We start from the raw sequence: 17,756 nt of genomic DNA, 5'->3' as shown, positions 1-17,756 counted from the left end.
CACGCGGTCACGCGGTCACGCGGTCAGCTGAGCGAGGATGTCGGGCAAGTGGTCGGCGATCTCGTCCGGGCCGGGCATCGCGGCGATCTCGTCCGCGACCCGTCGCGCCGACGCGCGGAACGTCGGTTCGGCGAGCAGGCGTCGCGCCGAGGCCGCCACCGCCGAGGCGGTGAGTTCCTCGGGCAGCAGCCGTTCACCGGCGCCGGCCGCGAGGACGGCGTCGGCGTTGACGAACTGGTCGACTCCTCGCGGGAGGAGCAGTTGGGGCAGGCCCTTGGCGAGCGCGCCGAGCATCGTTCCCGAACCGGCATGGCTCACGACGAGTTCGAGGTGGGGCAGTACGGCCGCCTGCGCCACCCAAGGACGGACGATGACGTTGTCCGGTGGGGCCCCCAGCACGTCCACGGGGAGTTTCGGACCGGTCGCGACGAGGACCGTCGCGTCGAGTACCGCGAGACCCGCCACCGTCTCGCGGATCGCGGCCGAGGCGCCCTCCGCCCCGGCCTCGGTGCCGAAGGTGACGTAGACCCGGGGGCGGTGACCGGTGGAGGCCGGTAGGGGCGGCAGCGGGTGGGCATCGTCGACGTGGGGGACGGGACGGAGTTCGACTCGTCTCGCGCCGGCCACGAAGTCGGGGTCCTGCATCGAGGGCGGGTAGATATCGAGGTAGGGATGTCCGAGGGGGTTGGGGTCGGTCAGGTCGAGACGCAGCTTCCGTTCGGCCGCGAAGTCCCGAACCCTGCTCACGTACTCGGGTGAGAGCTGGGTGAGCGTGCGGTGACCCAGTCCGTGGGCAAGCGCGGGAACGCCCACCGCCACTGCCGCGATCCCAGCTCCAGGGCAGACCGCGTCGTAGACGAGGAGGTCGGGGCGGAACCGTCGCAGTGCGACCTCCAGGTCATCCGCGTAGCGGCGCGGGAGCACCGAGCCGAAGACGACGGCCAGGTAGCCCGGGATCTGCTCCGGGCGCAGGTCCGCGATGCGGACGGGTCGCCCGAACACGTGGTGGGCGGCTTCCTCGAACGCCGCCGGCATGGACATCCCCGCCGCGACCGGTTCCAGCCCCAACGCCGCCACCCGTCCGTGCAGCCCGGCGTCGATGGCATAGCCGACGTGGTGTCCGTGCCGGCTGATCGCCGTCGCGAGGGGAAGGAGTGGGAAGAAGTGGCCGATCGAGGAAAGACCTGCGAACAGCACGCGCATCTGGCCCCCAGGGTTGGTTCGGAGCATGGCGCCGGGTGAGGGGCCCCGGCGCTGCCCTCCGCTCCGGCTGGCCACCCGTCCCGGTCCCGGTCGGTCGGTTCCAGCGTGGGTGGCCTACCGGGAGAAGTCGCTGCGGTGGGACCGAAGTCTTTGCCGACGCCCTGGTGGTGGGCGGGACCGTCAGGGTGGCCACGTTGGTCCGAACGAGGGGGCGATGGGACATGCTCGCTCGCCCCCGGCATCCGCCCCGCCCCCGGTTCGGCCCTGGTCGGCCAGGAAGCGGGAGTGTTCGGGCCGGGTGCCTCGCACGTCCGGTGTCCCGAGAGCCGGCGGCCGGCCGGGTGTGCCGTCGCACACCACGGGCCCGGCTGGCGGTAGGCAGGAAGATCAACCTGTCGTACGCTCCGCCCCGTTCTCGCGCCGGGCTGGGAGGTCCCGCTCGGCGCGGGACGACCGCACGAGTCGCTTGCGAGGAGACGAGAGCATGTCCCGACACTCCACCGCGGCCACCCTCGCGCTGTGCCTGCTCGCCACGGGTTGCGCGTACGGGTCCGCCGCCGGGCAGCCGGCTGAGCCGGAATCGACGACGGTGGCGCGGGAGGACGCCCAGGGGTGGGCCGCGCCGCCGGTCAACGCCTCCTTCGACTACCAGATCGGCGGTGAGTACCCCTTACCGGAGGACGTGACGGTGGTGTCCCGCGACTGGTACTACGGTTCCGTCCCGCAGGACGTCTACGGCATCTGCTACGTCAACGCCTTCCAGACCCAACCGGACTGGTCCGGGACACGACCCGATGAGCTGTCGAACTGGCCGTCCCACCTGGTGCTCCTCGAACTGGGCGACGACCCGAACTGGGGCGGCGAGTACCTCGTCGACATCTCGACCGAGGGCAACCGGATCGACGCGGTCGAGCACCTGCGGCCGATGTTGGAGACCTGCGCCGACAAGGGGTTCTCGGCGGTGGAGTTCGACAACCTCGACTCGTGGATGCGCTTCGACGGGACGCCGGTCGAGGAGTTGGTCCCCTTCGGGCAGGACGAGGCGGTGGACTTCGCGGCCCGGCTGACTGAGGTCACCCACGACCTGGGGATGGCCGCGGCCCAGAAGAACACGGTGGAGTTGCCGCGCGCGGTGTCGCTGGAGGAGATCGGGTTCGATTTCGCGATCGCCGAGAACTGCGGCATGTGGCGGGAGTGCCAGCTGTACCGGCAGGTGTTCGGCGACAACCTGATCGCCATCGAGTACGAACGCCAGCACTTCGAGTCGACCTGCGCCGAGATCGGTGACAGCGTCTCGGTGGTCCTGCGGGACGTGAACGTCACCCCGCCGGGGTCGCCGACGTACCAGTACGACTCCTGCTGATCGCGCCGCGGCTCGGCCTCCCGGTCGTGAACGCCGCGACCGGGAGGTGAGCGCGGAACGCCGACCTGGGCCGTGCTGGCGCCCGTGCCCCGGCACTCCCAGGCACTCCCCGCCAGGCCGCCGTCAGGCCCGCTGTTCGGCGCTGCCCGTCCTTCCGACCGGGGGCTGGCGGGTGGGTGACCCGCCCGGGGAGGAACGCAGCGATCCGAGCAGTCGGCGCAGGGCGGCGACGGTCTCCTCCAGTTGGGCCGGGGAGTCGGCGCGGGCCAGCCAGAGCGCGGCCTCGTTCATGGCGCCGGAGAGCAGGCGCACCAGTGGTTCCCGTGGTTGCTGGTCGATGACGCGCGCGGTCATCAGCTGGTCGAGCACCTCGTCGAGGTGACGCGCCGACGATTCCTCGTCCAGGGCGCGCCACTCCTCCCAGCCGAGCACCGCGGGACCGTCGACGAGCATGACGCGCCGCACCTCGGGGGCGGAGCTGGCGACCAGGAACTCGCGACAGCCGGCGAGGAGGCCCTCCCAGGGGTCACCCTGCCGCTCGGCGGCTGCGACGACGCGGTCGGCGACCTCCTCCTGCGCTTGGCGCACCACGGCTCGGAACAGGCCGGCCTTGCTGCCGAAGTGGTGGTAGAGCGCGCCCTTGGTCAGCGCGAGCTCCCGTGCGATCTCGTTGAGCCCCACCTCCGCGTATCCCCGCCTGGAGAAGAGCGCGCGGGCCGTGGTGATCAGCGCCTGTCGCGTCGCCTCGCGCTGCCGGGCCTTGCTCGACGTCGTCGCTCCCATCGGTCTCCTTCCGGTACCCCAGTTTGACATACCGAGGGTATGCGTCCTAGCGTCCCCCAGGTCACATACCGAGGGTATGTGAAGGGAAGGACGGGAACCATGACGCTGACCAGTTGCTATCCGGTGCTGTGCACCACCCGCCTGCGGGAGAGCCTCGACTTCTACACCCTCCACCTCGACTTCGACATCACCTTCGAGTCGGACTGGTACGTGAGCCTGCGCCACCGCGGCGCGCCACACCAGGAGCTCGCCCTCCTCGCGGCCGACCACCCCACGTTGCCGGAGAGCCACCGGGGCGCGACCGCGACCGGCGTGCTGATCAACATCGAAGTCGACGACGTGGACGCCCAGTACGCGCGCCTGGTGGAACGGGCGGGACTCCCCTGCCTGCTCGATCTCCGCACCGAGGACTTCGGGCAGCGCCACTTCATCACCCGGGACCCCAACGGCGTGCTGGTGGACGTCATCACCCCGGTGGCACCCACCGTGGACTTCGCCGACCAGTACTCATGACCGGTGGACGGGAGCGCCGAGGACGGGCGGCGGGGCGCCGAACGCCGTGGGCTGGGGTTGACACCGCACTCCCGCTGCTGGCGACGACGACCGTCCGCCCCGTGACGGGTCAGCCGACCAGCTCCTGGCAGATCGCGGCGGCCGGGCGGGCGCTGGCGGACCGGAAGCCGGTGCCCGCCCACAGGTGTGTCGTGCCCGTGTCCCCCGCGCGGGCGGCCGCCGCCCGCAGCGGCGCCGTCATGCGGTGCACCTGCGGGTAGGCGGCCGGCGCGGCCTCGTCGTGGGCCGCGAGGAAGCGGTTGACCAGGCCACGCGCCCGACGACCGCTGAACGCCCTCGTCACCCTCGTCGTCCTCGGCTCCGGATCGACGAGAGCGGCCCGGTGGGTCGCGCTCGCGCCGCTCTCGTCGGCGAGGAGCAGGGCGGTGCCGACCTGGACGGCCACCGCTCCCCCACCGAGCGCGGCCCGCACCGCGGCCGGCGAGGCGAGGCCGCCGGCGGCCAACAGGGGCAGCGGGACACTGGCTCGCACCGCCGCCAGGAGGGAGGCCAGCGGCTGGACCCGTTCCTCGGTGTCGTCGAAGGACCCCTGGTGCCCACCGGCCTCGGCTCCCTGCACGCACAGCGCGTCGGCTCCCCGTTCGGCCGCCGCACGGGCCTCCTCCACGCAGGTGACGGTCACGACCACCAGGCTGCCGGCCCGGCGCAGCGCACGGACGGCGCTCGCGTCCGGCAGCCCGAAGGTGAACGACACGACCGGCACGGGATCGTCGAGGAGAGCGGCGAGCTTGGCGGGGAAACCGTCGTCATCCCAGCGCGGCTCCCCCAGTTCGACACCCACCCTGGCGGCCTCGGGTGCCAGCCGCCGCCGGTACTCGTCGAGCTCCGCCGGGACGGCCCGGTCCTCGCCGGGCACGAACAGGTTCACGCCGAAGGCCCGGTCGGTGCGGCCCCGCACCTCGCTCACCTGGTGGAGCATCTCCTGGGCGGAGCGGTAGCCACCCGCGAGGAACCCGAGGCCACCCGCCGAGTTCACGGCCACGACGAGGTCCGGGGTGCTCGCGCCACCGGCCATCGGAGCCGCGACCACGGGCGTCGTCAACTCGTCGAACTCGCCCACACCGATCTCCGTCCTCCGCCGGGCCATCGCACTCCTCCTGGAGCATCGCACGCCTCCCACCGTCCTCGGTCACGGTCCCCTGGTCGCCGCCGGAACCCGGGATACGGTCGTCGGGTGCCGCCCGACCACGACAGCAGCAACCAGCCACTCAGCCCGGACACCGCCGGAACGGTCCTGCGGGAGGTGTGCCGGCGAACGGGGATGTCCGCCTCCGACGCCGGGCTCGTGCGGATCGGGGACAACGCGGTCTACCGCGTCGGGCCGGTCGTCGTCCGGATCGCCAGGTCCGCGGCCCTGCTCCCGGCGGCACGCCGGGAGGTGGCCGTCGCCCGGTGGCTGCGGACCCGGGACTTCCCGGCCGCCGTCCCGCTCGACCTCGACCAACCGATGGTGGTGCTGGGTCGGGTCGTCACCTGCTGGGAGGCGGTCGAGGTCACAGCCCCGGCCACGACCGGGCAACTCGCCACGCTGCTCCGCCGGTTCCACGAGCTCACGGCACCACCGGAGCTGGACCTGCCAGCCCTCAACCCCTTCGCCCGCGTCGACCACTGGCTGGCGTCCGCCCCGCTCGACGAGCAGGACCTGGACTACCTGCGCGGGCGGGTGCGCCAGGCTCGGGCCGACTGGGCCGACCTCGACTTCGCGCTGCCGACGGGGGTGGTGCACGGTGACGCCAACACCGGGAACGCGGTGGTGGACGGTGCGGGCCGACCGCTGCTCCTCGACCTCGAGTACGCGGCGACGGGTCCGCGTGAGTGGGACCTGCTCCAGACGGCTCTCTTCGCGGACAGGTTCGGCTGGCACACCGAGGCCGAGTACCGGGCCTTCTCGGACGCCTACGGCTACGACATCCGCCGCTGGCCCGGTTACCAGCGGCTCGCGGACATCCGCGAGGTGCTGATGACCTGCTGGTTGAGCGCCAGGGCCGACGACGAGTGGGCAGCGGGGGAACTCCGGAAACGCCTGCGCGCGCTGCGCACCGGGGCCGACCGGCACGACTGGTCCCGGCGCTGACCCCGGTCGGACGAGGCCGGGACGACCGGCCGGGGAACGCTCGCGGCACCGGGCCGCCCCGGGTCGGGGACCGCCGGACCCGCCGCCCCGGGCCAGGGACCGGGGACTCCGGCGCGCACCGGCGTGGTCGGTCGGCTCACGCGGCGGAACGCCGCCGCGTCGCGGGCGCAGCGTTCTCGTCCTCCCGGTCCGCCGGAGCGACCGCGACCACGACGAGGTCCGCCAGGAACTCCCGCTGGCCCGGGTGGCCGTCGAGCCGAGCGGTGGGCCAGGCGGCTGGCCGTCCGGTGATCCGGTGGCGGAGCCGACGCGCGCCACCGGGTGCGCCCTGCCGTGTCGCGCCTTCGCCGTGAGCCACCCCAGGCGCGGAGGGGTGCGGCGGGATGGCCCCGATCACGGGCGGCTCCGCCATCCCCGTGGTGGGACCGGTTCCGCTGTCCCCGTTCGTCCTGTTCACTGGGGAGCGGACGCGGATCAGCGGGTCGCGTGGCCCCGGTCGGCCGCCGTCCTGGTGGTGCCCCGGCCTCCTGACGCCTGCTCACCGGATGGCCTGATCGCGATCGCCGTCAGCAGCCCCGCCAGCACCCGGCGTTCCTCGGAGGACAGGGAGGAGCACAGCGCGCTCTCGTGGTCGGCGACCATCCGGTCGACGTCGTCCATGCGCGCCGCTCCCGCCACCGTGAGGTGCAGTTCGTGGAGCCGGCGGTCCTCGGGGTTCCGCCGGCGCTCGACCAGGCCCTTGGCTTCCAGGTCGTCGACGTGACCAACGACCCGGCTGGGCAGGATTCCGAGCAGGTCCGCCAGCGCCTGCTGGCTCAGCCCCGGTGCGGCGTCCACGGCTCGCAGGATCTTGACCTGGGGCGCGGACAGGCCCAGCGCGGCCGCCCTCTCGGCGAACAAGCCGGCCGCGTAGGCGCCCACCTGGACCAGGAGCGCACCCGCGCCGGTCGGGTCCGGCACACCACCCTGCGCGTCCGCGCCCTCTCCCACAGTGGCCACGCTGCGACTCTAGCAGCGCGCCGGGGATGTCCGCGCTCGCCTTTTCCGAGGTCAACGAGTACCACTCCCCTTGCGAGGACGAGACCGTCGTCGGCTCGGCCACCCCGAAGCGCCCGGCCCCTGCCCTCGGGGACTCCCGACGCCGCGCGGTCGGCTCGTTCACCCGCCGTCCGTCGCGGAGCGGGTCGTCGGTACTACGATCCGCCCGTGGGTGGGGACGCGGTGCGAGGGGTCGACGGGCGGGACCAGGAGTTGGCCCGGGCCTTCGGCACCCACCGGGCCCACCTCGTCGGTGTCGCCTACCGCCTCACCGGCAGCCGCGCCGACGCCGAGGACGCCGTGCAGGACGCCTGGCTCCGGTTGTCCCGGCTGGGGGATGCGGAACTCGCGGAGGTGCGGGACCTGCGCGGCTGGCTGACCACCACCGTCGGTCGGCTCTGCGTCGACCGGTTGCGGTCCGCCCAGCGGCGCCGGGAGCGTTACGTGGGCCAGTGGCTGCCGGAGCCCCTGGTCACCACCCTCGAGGGCGGGGAGGACGATCCGTTGGCCGCCGTGGTGCGAGCGGACGGCGTGCGGATGGCGGCGATGGTCGTCCTCGACGAGCTGACGCCGGAGCAGCGGGTGGCGGTGGTGTTGCACGACGCCTTCGGGGTGCCCTTCGACGAGGTGGCGGCGACGCTGGGCTGCGCTCCCGCCACGGCCAGGCAGCACGCGGTCCGTGGTCGACGGACGATGGCCGCCGCCGACCCGCCTCCCCGCGCGGCCCTCGTCGAACAGCGGGAGGTGCTGGACCGCTTCCTCGTGGCGCTCCGCTCCGGGGACGTCGTCGCCGTCACCTCCCTCCTCCACCCGGACGTCAGGTTCATCAGCGACGGTGGCGGTCGGGCCAGGACGGCGCTCCGGGTGGTCGTCGGCGCGGAGAAGGTGGCGCGACTGTTCCTCGGCCTGCTGCGCCGGCACGGCACGCTGCCGGTGACGGCCGGCAGGGCGGTGTTGGTCAACGGCGACCTCGGAATGATGCTCGCCGCCGGCTCGGGCTGGGGCGGTCGCGACGAACCGGGGGGCAGGGTGACGTCCTTCGCCATCCGGGACGGGTTGGTGCTGGGGGTGTACGAGGTGGTCAACCCCGAGAAGCTGGTGGCCCTGCCGCGCTGACGAGGTAACCGGCCGGTGCCGGCTTCGACTCAGCCAGGCCCTGCCCACCCGATCCGCTGGGCGGCCCGAGGCGGGGTGGGGGCGTGGCCGTCAGAGGCCGTACCGGTGCTTCACGTTCCGCCAGAAGTCGCGGAGCATCCACCCGTCGAACTCGGTGATGTGCGGCGAACTGCCCGCCCGCATGATGAACTCGCTGACGCCGGTCGGCGTCCAGTCGTAGAAGTCGTCCAGGCCGAAGGTGTGGCCGATCTCGTGCAACAGGATCGTGACGTTCTCCGCGTCGAGCGAGTCGACGAAGTACTCGCTGCCCATGCGCTGTCCCCAGTCACCGCCCGCGCCACCGCTCATCCCCTCGGTCAGCCACAGCGACTGGTCGTAGTGCCGCGCCGTTCCTCCGGGGCACCGGGAGTAGTCGCCGTCCTGGTTGAAGAACCGGCCGCACTCCTCGGCGCACTGCGGAGCGCCCTCGCGGATGTCGTTGACGTAGATGTCGACCGAGTCGTCATCCCATCGCAGGGTGTCCCTGTCCCGGACGGCCCACCCCACCACCGTGACGGGCACCTCGGTGTAGGGCCAGGCGTTGTGCCCCTGGCCGTTGTCGAGCATCACGTCCGTCCATTTCCGGTACTGCCGACGCAGGGTCTCGTGAATGCGGTCCCGAAGCTCCTCGGACACCGGCCGCGAGGAGTCCCAGCGCACGCAGAAGTTCAGGTATCCGCCGTTGGCCATGACCTGGTCCCAGCCGTAGTTGCGGAAGCCGTGCAGGTCCGGGTAGGTGGCCTCGACGTGGTCCCACACCTCCTGGAGGGGCTGGCGCAGGTGGGCCGGCGGGTTCCAGTCATCGGCGACCTCGACGACGGCGGTCGGCGCCGCGGCCTCCGAGTTCCCGGGCTCCGCGCCGGCGGTTCCGCTGGTCGTGGGGATCGCGGCCAGGAAGACCGCCGCCAGTGCGGCCAGCACGAGTCCGGGTCGACCTCTCATGGTTCCCCCCACGGGTGCGTTCGGCGGCGCTCGGGGTGGACCGGAGGAGCTGGGCCGGCTCCCCTCCCGGCAGGCGAAGCGCCCATGCCCGCCACCCGTGCCCTCCGACACTAGGAGCGGTCCGGGACGGCCACAATCCGCCGCCGGAGCCAGGCCGGCCGGCCGGGTGCCGCAGCCGGGCGGCATCCTGTCGAGCATTCCGGCGGCCGGGCGGCCGGGCAATGGCACTCCCGAACGGTTCCACGGGAGGCCGAACCGTTCATCCGGCGATTGTTCCGCTTTTTTCCATTCCCGCGATGGCGGCGGTGAATGGGAGGGGTTTCGACCGGGCGGGCGCGCCAACCGCGGCTCACCACCCGGTCAACCCGCTGCGCGCCACCTCTCCTCCCGCCACCCGCGCGAGGTGAGCAATTCACCCACTGGATCGCCGGGGAGTCACCCGTTCCCCGAACGGGAGAACGCGGACACGGAGCGGAACCAGGAATCATGGCGCGCCGCACGGCGACGACGGGAGCTCGACAGGAGGAACACCCTCGGGGAGCTGCGCGGACCCGGCACTCTCGCGGACCTCGGCGCCACCCGCCCTGGCGCCGGGGCCGCGGCTCCTTCAGGTCGACCACCCGGGCAGGCGATGGTCCCGCGCACGCGGAGCGACGAGCCCGTCCCAGACAGATGCGTCGCGGTGCACCAAGTCGGACACGAACCGATAACTCCGGTCGGTCAAATCCGTTACAGCCTGGCCACAGGCAGACAAACCTTTTTGCCGTCTTGTTGACCTGCCGCGCCCCGCCCATACATTTGTACCCGGTGCTCACAGGCGTATAACAAGGAGAACAGCGTGGACCTCGCGAACTCGGCAATTCCGTCGGCGCAGCAGAACACGGCCACTGGACGGGGTGTGAAGCCCGCCCGTCGGCGCACCGCCGCCGTCGCGGCCCTCACGACCACCCTGGCCGGGGCGGCCACCTTCCTCGCGGCCCCCGCCGCGCACGCCGCGCTGACGACCCACTGCGTGGGCACCGCCGGCGCCGTGACAGTGCCCAACAACCTGGTCGTCCCCGCTGGTGAGTCGTGCGACCTGACCGGCACCGTCATCAACGGCGACGTCACCGTCTTCGAGGGTTCCGACCTGCTGCTCCAGGACGTGACCATCAACGGCTCGGTCACGGTGCGGGAGAACGGCTTCCTCGACGCCGCCGGTTCGTCGGTGTCGGGTTCGGTGACCCTCGCCAACGCCTTCGGCACCTACGCCTACGACAGCGAGCTGAGCGGTGCCACCGCCACCGACTCGGGCTTCTTCTACAGCTTCGACTCGGACATCACCGGTGACGTCGCGACCCAGAACAGCGAGGTGCTGGTCGAGTCCAGCTGGGTCGAGGGCAGCCTGAGCTCCGAGGGCAGCCTGCTCACCGACGTCTACGACTCGGTCGTGACCGGCGACTTCCGCGTCAGCGGGGCCGAGCAGGGCAGCGTCCTCTGCTCCACCGAGGTCGACGGCGACGCCGCCTTCGTCGGCAACAGCCAGATCCTCCAGGTCGGCGCCGCCCAGCCCTACGGCGGCTGCGGCACCAACGTGTTCGGTGGTGGGCTGTCCTTCGAGGGCAACAGCGCCGACGGGTACGTGAGCAACAACATCGTCCGCGGCGACCTCAGCTGCACCGACAACGACCCCGCCCCGCGCGGCACGGACAACCGTGTCCGCGGTGAGTCGCTGGGTCAGTGCGCCGAGCTGGCTCCGGTGCAGGCTTCCGCCCGCACCATGACGCTGGCCACGCAGTCCCGCGACGCCGACATCACCGAGCGCATCGAGACCCGCTCGGCCGAGGGCGCCCAGGCGGCCCAGGAGGCCGGCCCGGCCAACATCGGTAGCTGACGCCCGGCGTCACCTCCACGACCAGGGGCGGTCGGAGCACACGGTGCTCCGACCGCCCCTGACGTCTGTCCAACCGTCACCGAGTGACACCGACCACGATCTGGCGACCTCGTGCGAGGGGCCCGATTCATCCTGTTGGTACGTTCGTGCCACCGAACTGACCACAACGTGGCGGCTGATCCGCCGCTCGGGTGCGGACCCAGGCGGGGTCGTCGCCACCACCACGGAACGGATCACCCCATGGACGTCGTGCGGCTCCTCTTCGTTCTGGCCCATCTCGTGGGTCTGGCCCTGCTGCTGGGAGGCTTCCTCGTGCAGTGGCGCGCCGGGGACCACAAGCCCGGAGAGGTGATGTGGTGGGGCGGTCTCGTCCAGCTCGTCACCGGAGCGGCCCTCGTCGGGCTCCGTGAGGCGCAGGACCTCCCGGTCGACCACATGAAGATCGGGATCAAACTGCTCGTCGCCCTCGCCGTGGTCGTCCTGATCCTGCTGGCGCGCCGACGGACCACCCCCTCGACGGGAATGTTCCTGGCAACCGGAGCGCTGACCTTCGTGAACGCCGCGATCGCGGTGCTCTGGGTCTGATTCGGACGGTCCCGGCAGCACCGGCGGGCCACCTGATCGGCCGGCACGCCGACCGATCACTTGGCAAGCCAGGGCGGCGGGTGCAGGCTGGGACCTCCCAGCGGATCAGGCGAACCGGCGGCGCTGGGGCGGCGCCGGAAGAAGGTGGTGTCATGCCGTTGCCGGTGAGCTCTTCCGCACTCCGTCGGGCCCTGCGTCGTGCCCGGGACGGGGTCACCCTCAACGTGGACGAGGCACGGGTGCTGCTCTCGGCCCGGGGCGAGGCGTTGACGGACCTGATGGCCAGCGCGGCCCGCGTCCGGGACGCCGGGCTGGCCGCGGCCGGCAGGCCGGGAGTGGTCACCTACTCGCGGAAGGTCTTCATCCCGCTGACCAGGCTGTGCCGCGACCGGTGCCACTACTGCACCTTCGCGACCGTGCCCGGCAGGGTCGCGGCTCCGTACCTGGAACGGGACGAGGTGGTCGCCCTCGCCAGGGACGGCGCGCGGCTGGGGTGCAAGGAAGCGCTGTTCACGTTGGGCGACCGCCCGGAGGAGCGGTGGCCCGCGGCCCGGGAGTGGCTCGCCGAACGCGGGTGGTCGTCCACCGTGGACTACCTCCGCGCCTGCGCCATCGCGGTGCTGGAGGAGACCGGCCTGCTGCCGCACCTCAACCCGGGCGTGTTGACCTGGGAGGAGTTCCAGCGGTTGAAGCCGGTGGCCCCCTCGATGGGCATGATGCTCGAGACCACCGCCACCAGGCTGTGGTCCGAACCGGGCGGCCCCCACTACGGCTCCCCGGACAAGGAACCGGCGGTGCGCCTGCGCGCCCTGGAGGACGCCGGGCGGAGCGGGGTCCCGTTCACGACCGGGATCCTCATCGGCATCGGGGAGAACGACCAGGAACGGGCGGAGTCGCTCTTCGAGCTGCGGCGGATCTCGCGGGCCTACGGCGGGATCCAGGAGGTCATCGTCCAGAACTTCCGCGCCAAGCCGGACACCGCGATGCGCGGGGTGCCCGACGCGGAGGTCGAGGACCTGGCGGCCACCATCGCCGTCGCCCGACTCGTGCTGGGCACCTCCGCCCGCATCCAGGCCCCGCCGAACCTGGTGGACGAGCAGTACGCCCTCCTGCTCCGCGCCGGGATCGACGACTGGGGTGGCATCTCCCCGTTGACCCCGGACCACGTCAACCCGGAGCGGGCCTGGCCGGAGATCGACGAGCTGGCCCAGCGCTGCGCGGAGTCGGGTTTCGTCCTGCGGGAACGGCTGACCGCCTACCCGCCCTACCTCCGCGAGCCCTGGCTGGACCCGCGTCTCCGGGCCCATGTCGACGCGCTCGCCGACGAGGACGGCCTGGCGAGGGAGGGCGCGATCCCGCGGGGGGCGCCCTGGCAGGAGCCCGAGCTGGGCCTGGCCGAGTCCGGCCGGACCGACCTGCACGACACCATCGACACCGCCGGCCGCAGCCGGGACCGGCGCGACGACTTCGACAGCGTCTACGGCGACTGGGACGAGTTGCGGGCCAGGCTCGACCGGTCGGCGGCCGGGGCGCCCCCTCGGCTGGACGGGGACGTGCGTGCCGCGCTGCGGGTCGCCGAGGACGACCCCGCGGCGATGAGCGACGCCCAGGCGCTGGCGATGCTCACCTCGACGGGAGCGGAACTCGAGGAGGTGTGCCGGCTCGCCGACGACGTGCGACGGGACGTCGTAGGTGACGAGGTCACCTACGTGGTGAACCGGAACATCAACTTCACCAACGTCTGCTACACGGGCTGCCGGTTCTGCGCCTTCGCGCAGCGGCGCGGCGACGCGGACAGCTACACCCTGTCCCTGGAGCAGGTCGCCGACCGGGCCGAGGAGGCCTGGCGGTTGGGCGCCACCGAGGTGTGCATGCAGGGAGGCATCCACCCCGACCTCCCCGGGACGGCCTACTTCGACATCGCCTCGGCGGTGCGGAACCGCGCACCCGGGCTGCACGTGCACGCCTTCAGCCCGATGGAGGTCGTCAACGGCGCCAGTCGCACCGGCATGTCCATCGAGGAGTGGCTCGTCGAGGCGAAGCGGTCCGGTGTGGACTCGATACCCGGCACGGCCGCGGAGATCCTCGACGACGACGTGCGCTGGGTCCTCACCAAGGGCAAACTCCCGGCCGCCACCTGGATCGAGGTGATCACCACGGCGCACCGGGTTGGTCTCCGTTCGTCGGCGACCATGATGTACGGCCACGTGGACACCCCGGAGCACTGGGTCGCCCATCTGCGGACCCTGGCCGCCATCCAGGACGACACCGGCGGGTTCACCGAGTTCGTCCCCCTGCCCTTCGTGCACACCAACGCGCCGATCTACCTGGCGGGCCTCGCCCGGCCGGGCCCGACGGCCGAGCAGAACAGGGCCGTGCACGCCGTCGCCAGGCTGGTGCTGCACGGCCGGATCGACAACGTGCAGTGCTCCTGGGTGAAACTCGGCGACGACGGGGTCCGCCAGCTGTTGCGGGGTGGCGCGAACGATCTCGGGGGCACGTTGATGGAGGAGACGATCAGCCGCATGGCGGGATCGCGGCACGGCTCCCGCAAGAGCATCACCGAACTCCGAGAGCTGGCGACCGGGATCGGCCGTCCCGTGCGGCAACGGACGACCGACTACGGACAGGTGGCCGAGGAGGCCCACGAGGTGGCGACGATCGCGTTGCCGCTGCTGGGCACCGACTCGCGCGGGTCGGGGTGAGCCGGGTCCCCGGGATGGAGCGGGAGAATTCCCGGAATTCCGGGGACGACCGAATCCGTTATCGGCGAAGGCACCCGCGCTCGGTGCGTTCGAGGAGCACGGCGGCCTGAGATCGGAACGACGTCCTCACCGCCGGGTGGCCGGGGCACCCCCGGCCACCCGGCCCCCGGCACCGGCACCGACACCGACACCGACACCGACACCGACACCGCCCCTGACCAGGGCTGATCATGGTCCTCCTCGCGGTGCTCGGCCGCGTCTCGCCCCTCGGGAACCCCCGGATCGAGCGACGGCGAGCCGGGCGTGGCCGCACGGCGCCGACGGCGCGAGCCGTTCTCCACGATCGTGAGAAGTGGAACCTCCCGGACGAAGCCCACGTCATACGATCGGCGCATTCAGCGCACCGCACCATGCCCTGTTTCACGGACGGGAGGACCGATGCGATTCCGCGTGCTCGGCCCACTGCGCGTCCGCCGTGACGATTCCTGGGTCCCGGTCGGCGCTCCGAAGTGGCGGTCGCTGCTGGCCGTGCTGCTGATCAACCGCGACCTGCCGGTCTCGACGTCCCGCCTCGTGGACGAGCTGTGGGGCGAGACACCACCCACCCGGGCGAACGACCTGGTGCGCAACTACGTGATGCGGCTTCGCCGGTTCCTCGGTGCGGACGGCGGAACCCTGCTGGTGCGCGAACCGGCCGGCTACCGCCTGCGCTGCCCTCCCGAGGACGTGGACTCGGAGGTCTTCCGCCACCAGGTGGCCGAGGGGGTGGCCGAGTTGGAGGCCGGGGACCCCGCGCTCGCCACCGCCCTGCTGAGGGACGCACTGGACCTGTGGTCCGGTGAACCGCTGGCGGACGTCGTCCCGTCCCCGTCGGTGACCGCGGCCCGCCGGGCGCTCGGCGAGCGCCGCGACCTCGCCCTCGACCACCGGATCGAGGCCGACCTGGCGACCGGGGAGCACGTGACGCTGACGGTGGAACTGCGGCGCCTGCTCAGCGAGAACCCCTGGCGGGAACGGCGCTGGGGCCAGCTCATGCGGGTGCTGCACGCGTCGGGCCGGCGCACGGAGGCGTTGGAGGCCTACCGGGAGTTCTACGGGATGCTGCGGGACCAGCAGGGCGTCTCACCGAGCCGCGACCTGGTCGAGCTGCACCAGGCCATCCTGACCGCCGGCCACCAGCACGCTCCCACCGAACCCGCGCCCCCCGCCAGGGGCGTCGGCAGCGCCCGGCGCCCCACCGACGAGGTCGACGCCTTCCCGGTGTCCGAGCCCGTGTACCAACTTCCCGCGGACATCGCCGACTTCACCGGGCGGGCGGAGCAACTCCGCACCCTTCGGTCGGTGTTGGCGGAGTCCGCTCCTGGCACCGCGGTGCCCGTCGCGGCGATCTGCGGGCCACCCGGCGTGGGCAAGACGGCGTTGGCCCTGCACACGGCGCACCAGCTCCGCTCGTGGTTCCCGGACGGACAGCTCTACATCCGGCTCGGGGGTGGCTCCGGCCACCCCAAGGAGCCCATCGAGCTGCTGGGCGAGATCCTCCGCGCCCTCGGGGTACCGCCGGGACTGCTGCCGGCTTCCCTGGAGGAACGGGCGTCGCTGTACCGGTCCCGGTTGGCCGATCGCCGGGTGCTGCTCGTACTCGACGACGCCGGGGAGAGACCGGAGTCGTTGGAACCGCTGATCCCGGGTACGGCGGGCTGCTCCGTGCTGATCACGTGCCGGTTCCGCCTGACCGGGCTCGCGGGGATGCGGTACGTGCAGCTCGGCCCGCTGTCGAACCAGGAGTCCTACGAACTGCTGGGGCTGACCATCGGCCGGCACCGGGCCGCGCGGGAGAGCGGGGCCGCGCACGAGATCGTCGCCCGGTACGAGGGCCTTCCCCTGGCGATCAGGGTGGTGGCCGGCAAGCTCGCCTCCACCCCGCACCTCCCGCTGGCGGCGTTCCTGCGGGGTCTGCGCGCGGAACGCACCCGGCTGGACAGCGCGGAGGACGGCGGAACCGGGGTGAGGGCCGCCATCTCCGCGACCTACGACGCGTTGACCCCGGTGGCCGCCCGGTCGCTGGACACCCTGGGCGTGCTGCACACCGAGACGGTGTCCGACTGGATGTTCCGGCTGCTCGCCCCCTGGCAGGCGGACCGGGCGCTGGACGAGCTGGTCTCCCGGTACCTCCTGGACATCGACGCCCCCGGGTACGACGGGTGGCCCGTGTACAGGTTCCACTCCCTGTTGCGGGACTACGCCAGGGAACGGCTCTTCGAACGGGACGTGGGCGAACGTCGCGACGTACTGCGCCGCTTGGTGGCCGGGGTGCGGCAGGTGGCCGAGCGCGCGGCGGACCGGGCGGGCGTGTACCCGACCCTGCCGCGTCCGAGGGCGGTGACGGCGCGACCGGTCCCGGAGGAGACCGTGCGGACGATCGTCGAGGCCCCGTGGGAGTGGTTGCTCGGCGAGAAGCGCACCCTGTCCGGCGTCGTCGCCGACCTGGTGGGGCACGGGCTGCTCGAGGAGGCCGTGGGACTCCTCGACTCGGTGCGGCCCTACTTCGAATCCCTCGGTCGACAACGTGAGCTGACCGCGCTGTGGCGGCTGGTCGCCGACGCCCTGCCCGGGGACGATCCCCTGCTGCCCAGGGCGCGGCTCGCGGTGGCGGCGGCCATCGGCGAGTTCGGGGACTTCTCGGAGGCCCGCCGACTCCTGGAGGACGTTCTCCGCCGCCACGCCGGCAGCCTGGAACCGACGGAGATGTTGCAGGTCAGGCTCTCACTGGGCTACTGCCACGCCGGGCTCCGCGACCAGCTCGGCGCGCTGCGGGAGTTCCGGGCCTTCACGGCCCTGGCGGAACGGGTCGATGGGGTCGCCCCGACGCTGGTGGTGGAGGGCCTCTGCTGCGAGGCGGGCGCGCTCACGGCCGCCGGCCGGACGGCGGAGGCCGACGAGCTCTTCGACATCGTCGAGTCGCGGTTGGTCGCCGTCGACGACCCCCGGTGCGAACTGCGCTACCTGCACGGGCGAACACAGCACGACCTGCGGCTGGGGGAGGTGGCGAGAGCACTCCGCCGGGCCGAGCGGGGTGTCGAGTTGGCCCGGTCGTTGCACACGATGCTGGCCGAGATCACCTTCCTCGGCTTCGCGGGGGAGGCCAGAAGCCGGCTGGGCGACCACGACCAGGCCCTGTCACTGCTCGGGGCGGCCCACCGCCGGTGCGTCGACATCGGACACCAGTCGTTCCAGGCGATGGCCCTCACCCGGCTCGCGGAGGCCCACGAACGCGCCGGTGCCTACTCCTCGGCCGAGGAGACCGCGACCCGGGCCGTCACGCTCTGGCGTCAGCTGCGGGCCGATCGGCGGGAACGGACCGCCACCGAGATCCTCGCCCGGGTGCGGCAGCGGTGCGATCCGCGCCGCGAGCGCCCCAGCGCGGCCTGCTGAGGGGCGGCGCGTCCGCCGCGCCGAGGCGCA

Annotated in this window: 14 protein-coding genes; 8 read left to right on the top strand and 6 right to left on the bottom strand. The window is 72.6% G+C overall.

Going from position 1 to position 17,756, the window contains the following annotated elements:
- Window positions 1–15 precede the first annotated feature (15 nt).
- Entirely contained in the window at window positions 16–1,203 is a 1,188-nt protein-coding gene (locus C1701_RS18135) for a glycosyltransferase (protein ID WP_026418558.1), read from the bottom strand.
- Between the two features lie 484 nt (window positions 1,204–1,687).
- Between C1701_RS18135 and C1701_RS18130 the strand changes: the two genes are divergently transcribed.
- On the top strand, window positions 1,688–2,566 hold the full coding sequence (locus C1701_RS18130) for an endo alpha-1,4 polygalactosaminidase (RefSeq protein WP_016696892.1): 879 nt from the start codon (window positions 1,688–1,690) through the stop codon (window positions 2,564–2,566).
- Window positions 2,567–2,689: 123 nt separating this feature from the next.
- On the opposite strand, the gene C1701_RS18125 is transcribed toward C1701_RS18130, so the two are convergent.
- Window positions 2,690–3,349 (bottom strand): TetR/AcrR family transcriptional regulator, encoded by a 660-nt coding sequence (locus C1701_RS18125; protein WP_026418559.1) that lies wholly within the window; start codon window positions 3,347–3,349, stop codon window positions 2,690–2,692.
- A gap of 99 nt (window positions 3,350–3,448) precedes the next feature.
- On the opposite strand from C1701_RS18125, the gene C1701_RS18120 reads away from it, so the two are divergent.
- Window positions 3,449–3,862, top strand: a complete 414-nt coding sequence (locus C1701_RS18120; protein WP_016696894.1) for a VOC family protein — start codon at window positions 3,449–3,451, stop codon at window positions 3,860–3,862.
- Between the two features lie 109 nt (window positions 3,863–3,971).
- Here the strand turns inward: C1701_RS18120 and C1701_RS18115 are convergent, their stop codons facing one another.
- Window positions 3,972–5,009, bottom strand: a complete 1,038-nt coding sequence (locus C1701_RS18115) for a nitronate monooxygenase (protein WP_051313875.1) — start codon at window positions 5,007–5,009, stop codon at window positions 3,972–3,974.
- An 87-nt stretch (window positions 5,010–5,096) separates the two neighbouring features.
- Between C1701_RS18115 and C1701_RS18110 the strand changes: the two genes are divergently transcribed.
- Complete coding sequence (locus C1701_RS18110) at window positions 5,097–5,996, top strand: aminoglycoside phosphotransferase family protein (protein ID WP_103056313.1); 900 nt, start codon at window positions 5,097–5,099, stop codon at window positions 5,994–5,996.
- A 136-nt stretch (window positions 5,997–6,132) separates the two neighbouring features.
- On the opposite strand, the gene C1701_RS18105 is transcribed toward C1701_RS18110, so the two are convergent.
- Together C1701_RS18105 and C1701_RS18100 are read right to left on the bottom strand one after the other, a co-directional pair.
- On the bottom strand, window positions 6,133–6,393 hold the full coding sequence (locus C1701_RS18105; RefSeq protein WP_337661804.1) for a hypothetical protein: 261 nt from the start codon (window positions 6,391–6,393) through the stop codon (window positions 6,133–6,135).
- Between the two features lie 77 nt (window positions 6,394–6,470).
- Window positions 6,471–6,995 (bottom strand): MarR family winged helix-turn-helix transcriptional regulator, encoded by a 525-nt coding sequence (locus C1701_RS18100; protein WP_337661803.1) that lies wholly within the window; start codon window positions 6,993–6,995, stop codon window positions 6,471–6,473.
- Between the two features lie 207 nt (window positions 6,996–7,202).
- On the opposite strand from C1701_RS18100, the gene sigJ reads away from it, so the two are divergent.
- Window positions 7,203–8,150 carry an RNA polymerase sigma factor SigJ gene (sigJ, locus tag C1701_RS18095; RefSeq protein WP_103056310.1) on the top strand — a complete coding sequence of 316 codons (948 nt, stop codon included), beginning with the start codon at window positions 7,203–7,205 and terminating at the stop codon, window positions 8,148–8,150.
- Window positions 8,151–8,240: 90 nt separating this feature from the next.
- Here sigJ and C1701_RS18090 read toward each other — a convergent pair whose 3' ends face one another.
- Entirely contained in the window at window positions 8,241–9,131 is an 891-nt protein-coding gene (locus tag C1701_RS18090) for a hypothetical protein (protein ID WP_026418562.1), read from the bottom strand.
- A gap of 838 nt (window positions 9,132–9,969) precedes the next feature.
- On the opposite strand from C1701_RS18090, the gene C1701_RS18085 reads away from it, so the two are divergent.
- The 4 genes from C1701_RS18085 (at window position 9,970) to C1701_RS18065 (ending at window position 17,726) form a co-directional block, all read left to right on the top strand.
- Window positions 9,970–11,004, top strand: coding sequence for a hypothetical protein (locus tag C1701_RS18085; RefSeq protein ID WP_103056308.1), 1,035 nt, complete (start codon window positions 9,970–9,972; stop codon window positions 11,002–11,004).
- Window positions 11,005–11,244: 240 nt separating this feature from the next.
- Window positions 11,245–11,589, top strand: a complete 345-nt coding sequence (locus tag C1701_RS18080) for a hypothetical protein (RefSeq protein WP_016696902.1) — start codon at window positions 11,245–11,247, stop codon at window positions 11,587–11,589.
- 152 nt (window positions 11,590–11,741) lie between these two features.
- Entirely contained in the window at window positions 11,742–14,294 is a 2,553-nt protein-coding gene (locus C1701_RS18075; RefSeq protein WP_035274334.1) for a bifunctional FO biosynthesis protein CofGH, read from the top strand.
- A gap of 438 nt (window positions 14,295–14,732) precedes the next feature.
- Window positions 14,733–17,726, top strand: coding sequence for an AfsR/SARP family transcriptional regulator (locus C1701_RS18065; RefSeq protein ID WP_103056306.1), 2,994 nt, complete (start codon window positions 14,733–14,735; stop codon window positions 17,724–17,726).
- The last annotated feature ends 30 nt before the right edge of the window (window positions 17,727–17,756 follow it).

Origin of the sequence: Actinoalloteichus sp. AHMU CJ021, from assembly GCF_002895405.1 — a bacterium.
Lineage (GTDB): Bacteria > Actinomycetota > Actinomycetes > Mycobacteriales > Pseudonocardiaceae > Actinoalloteichus_B > Actinoalloteichus_B caeruleus.
The sequence above is the reverse complement of the archived record's forward strand: the minus strand, read 5'-3'. Positions and strand labels throughout refer to the sequence as shown.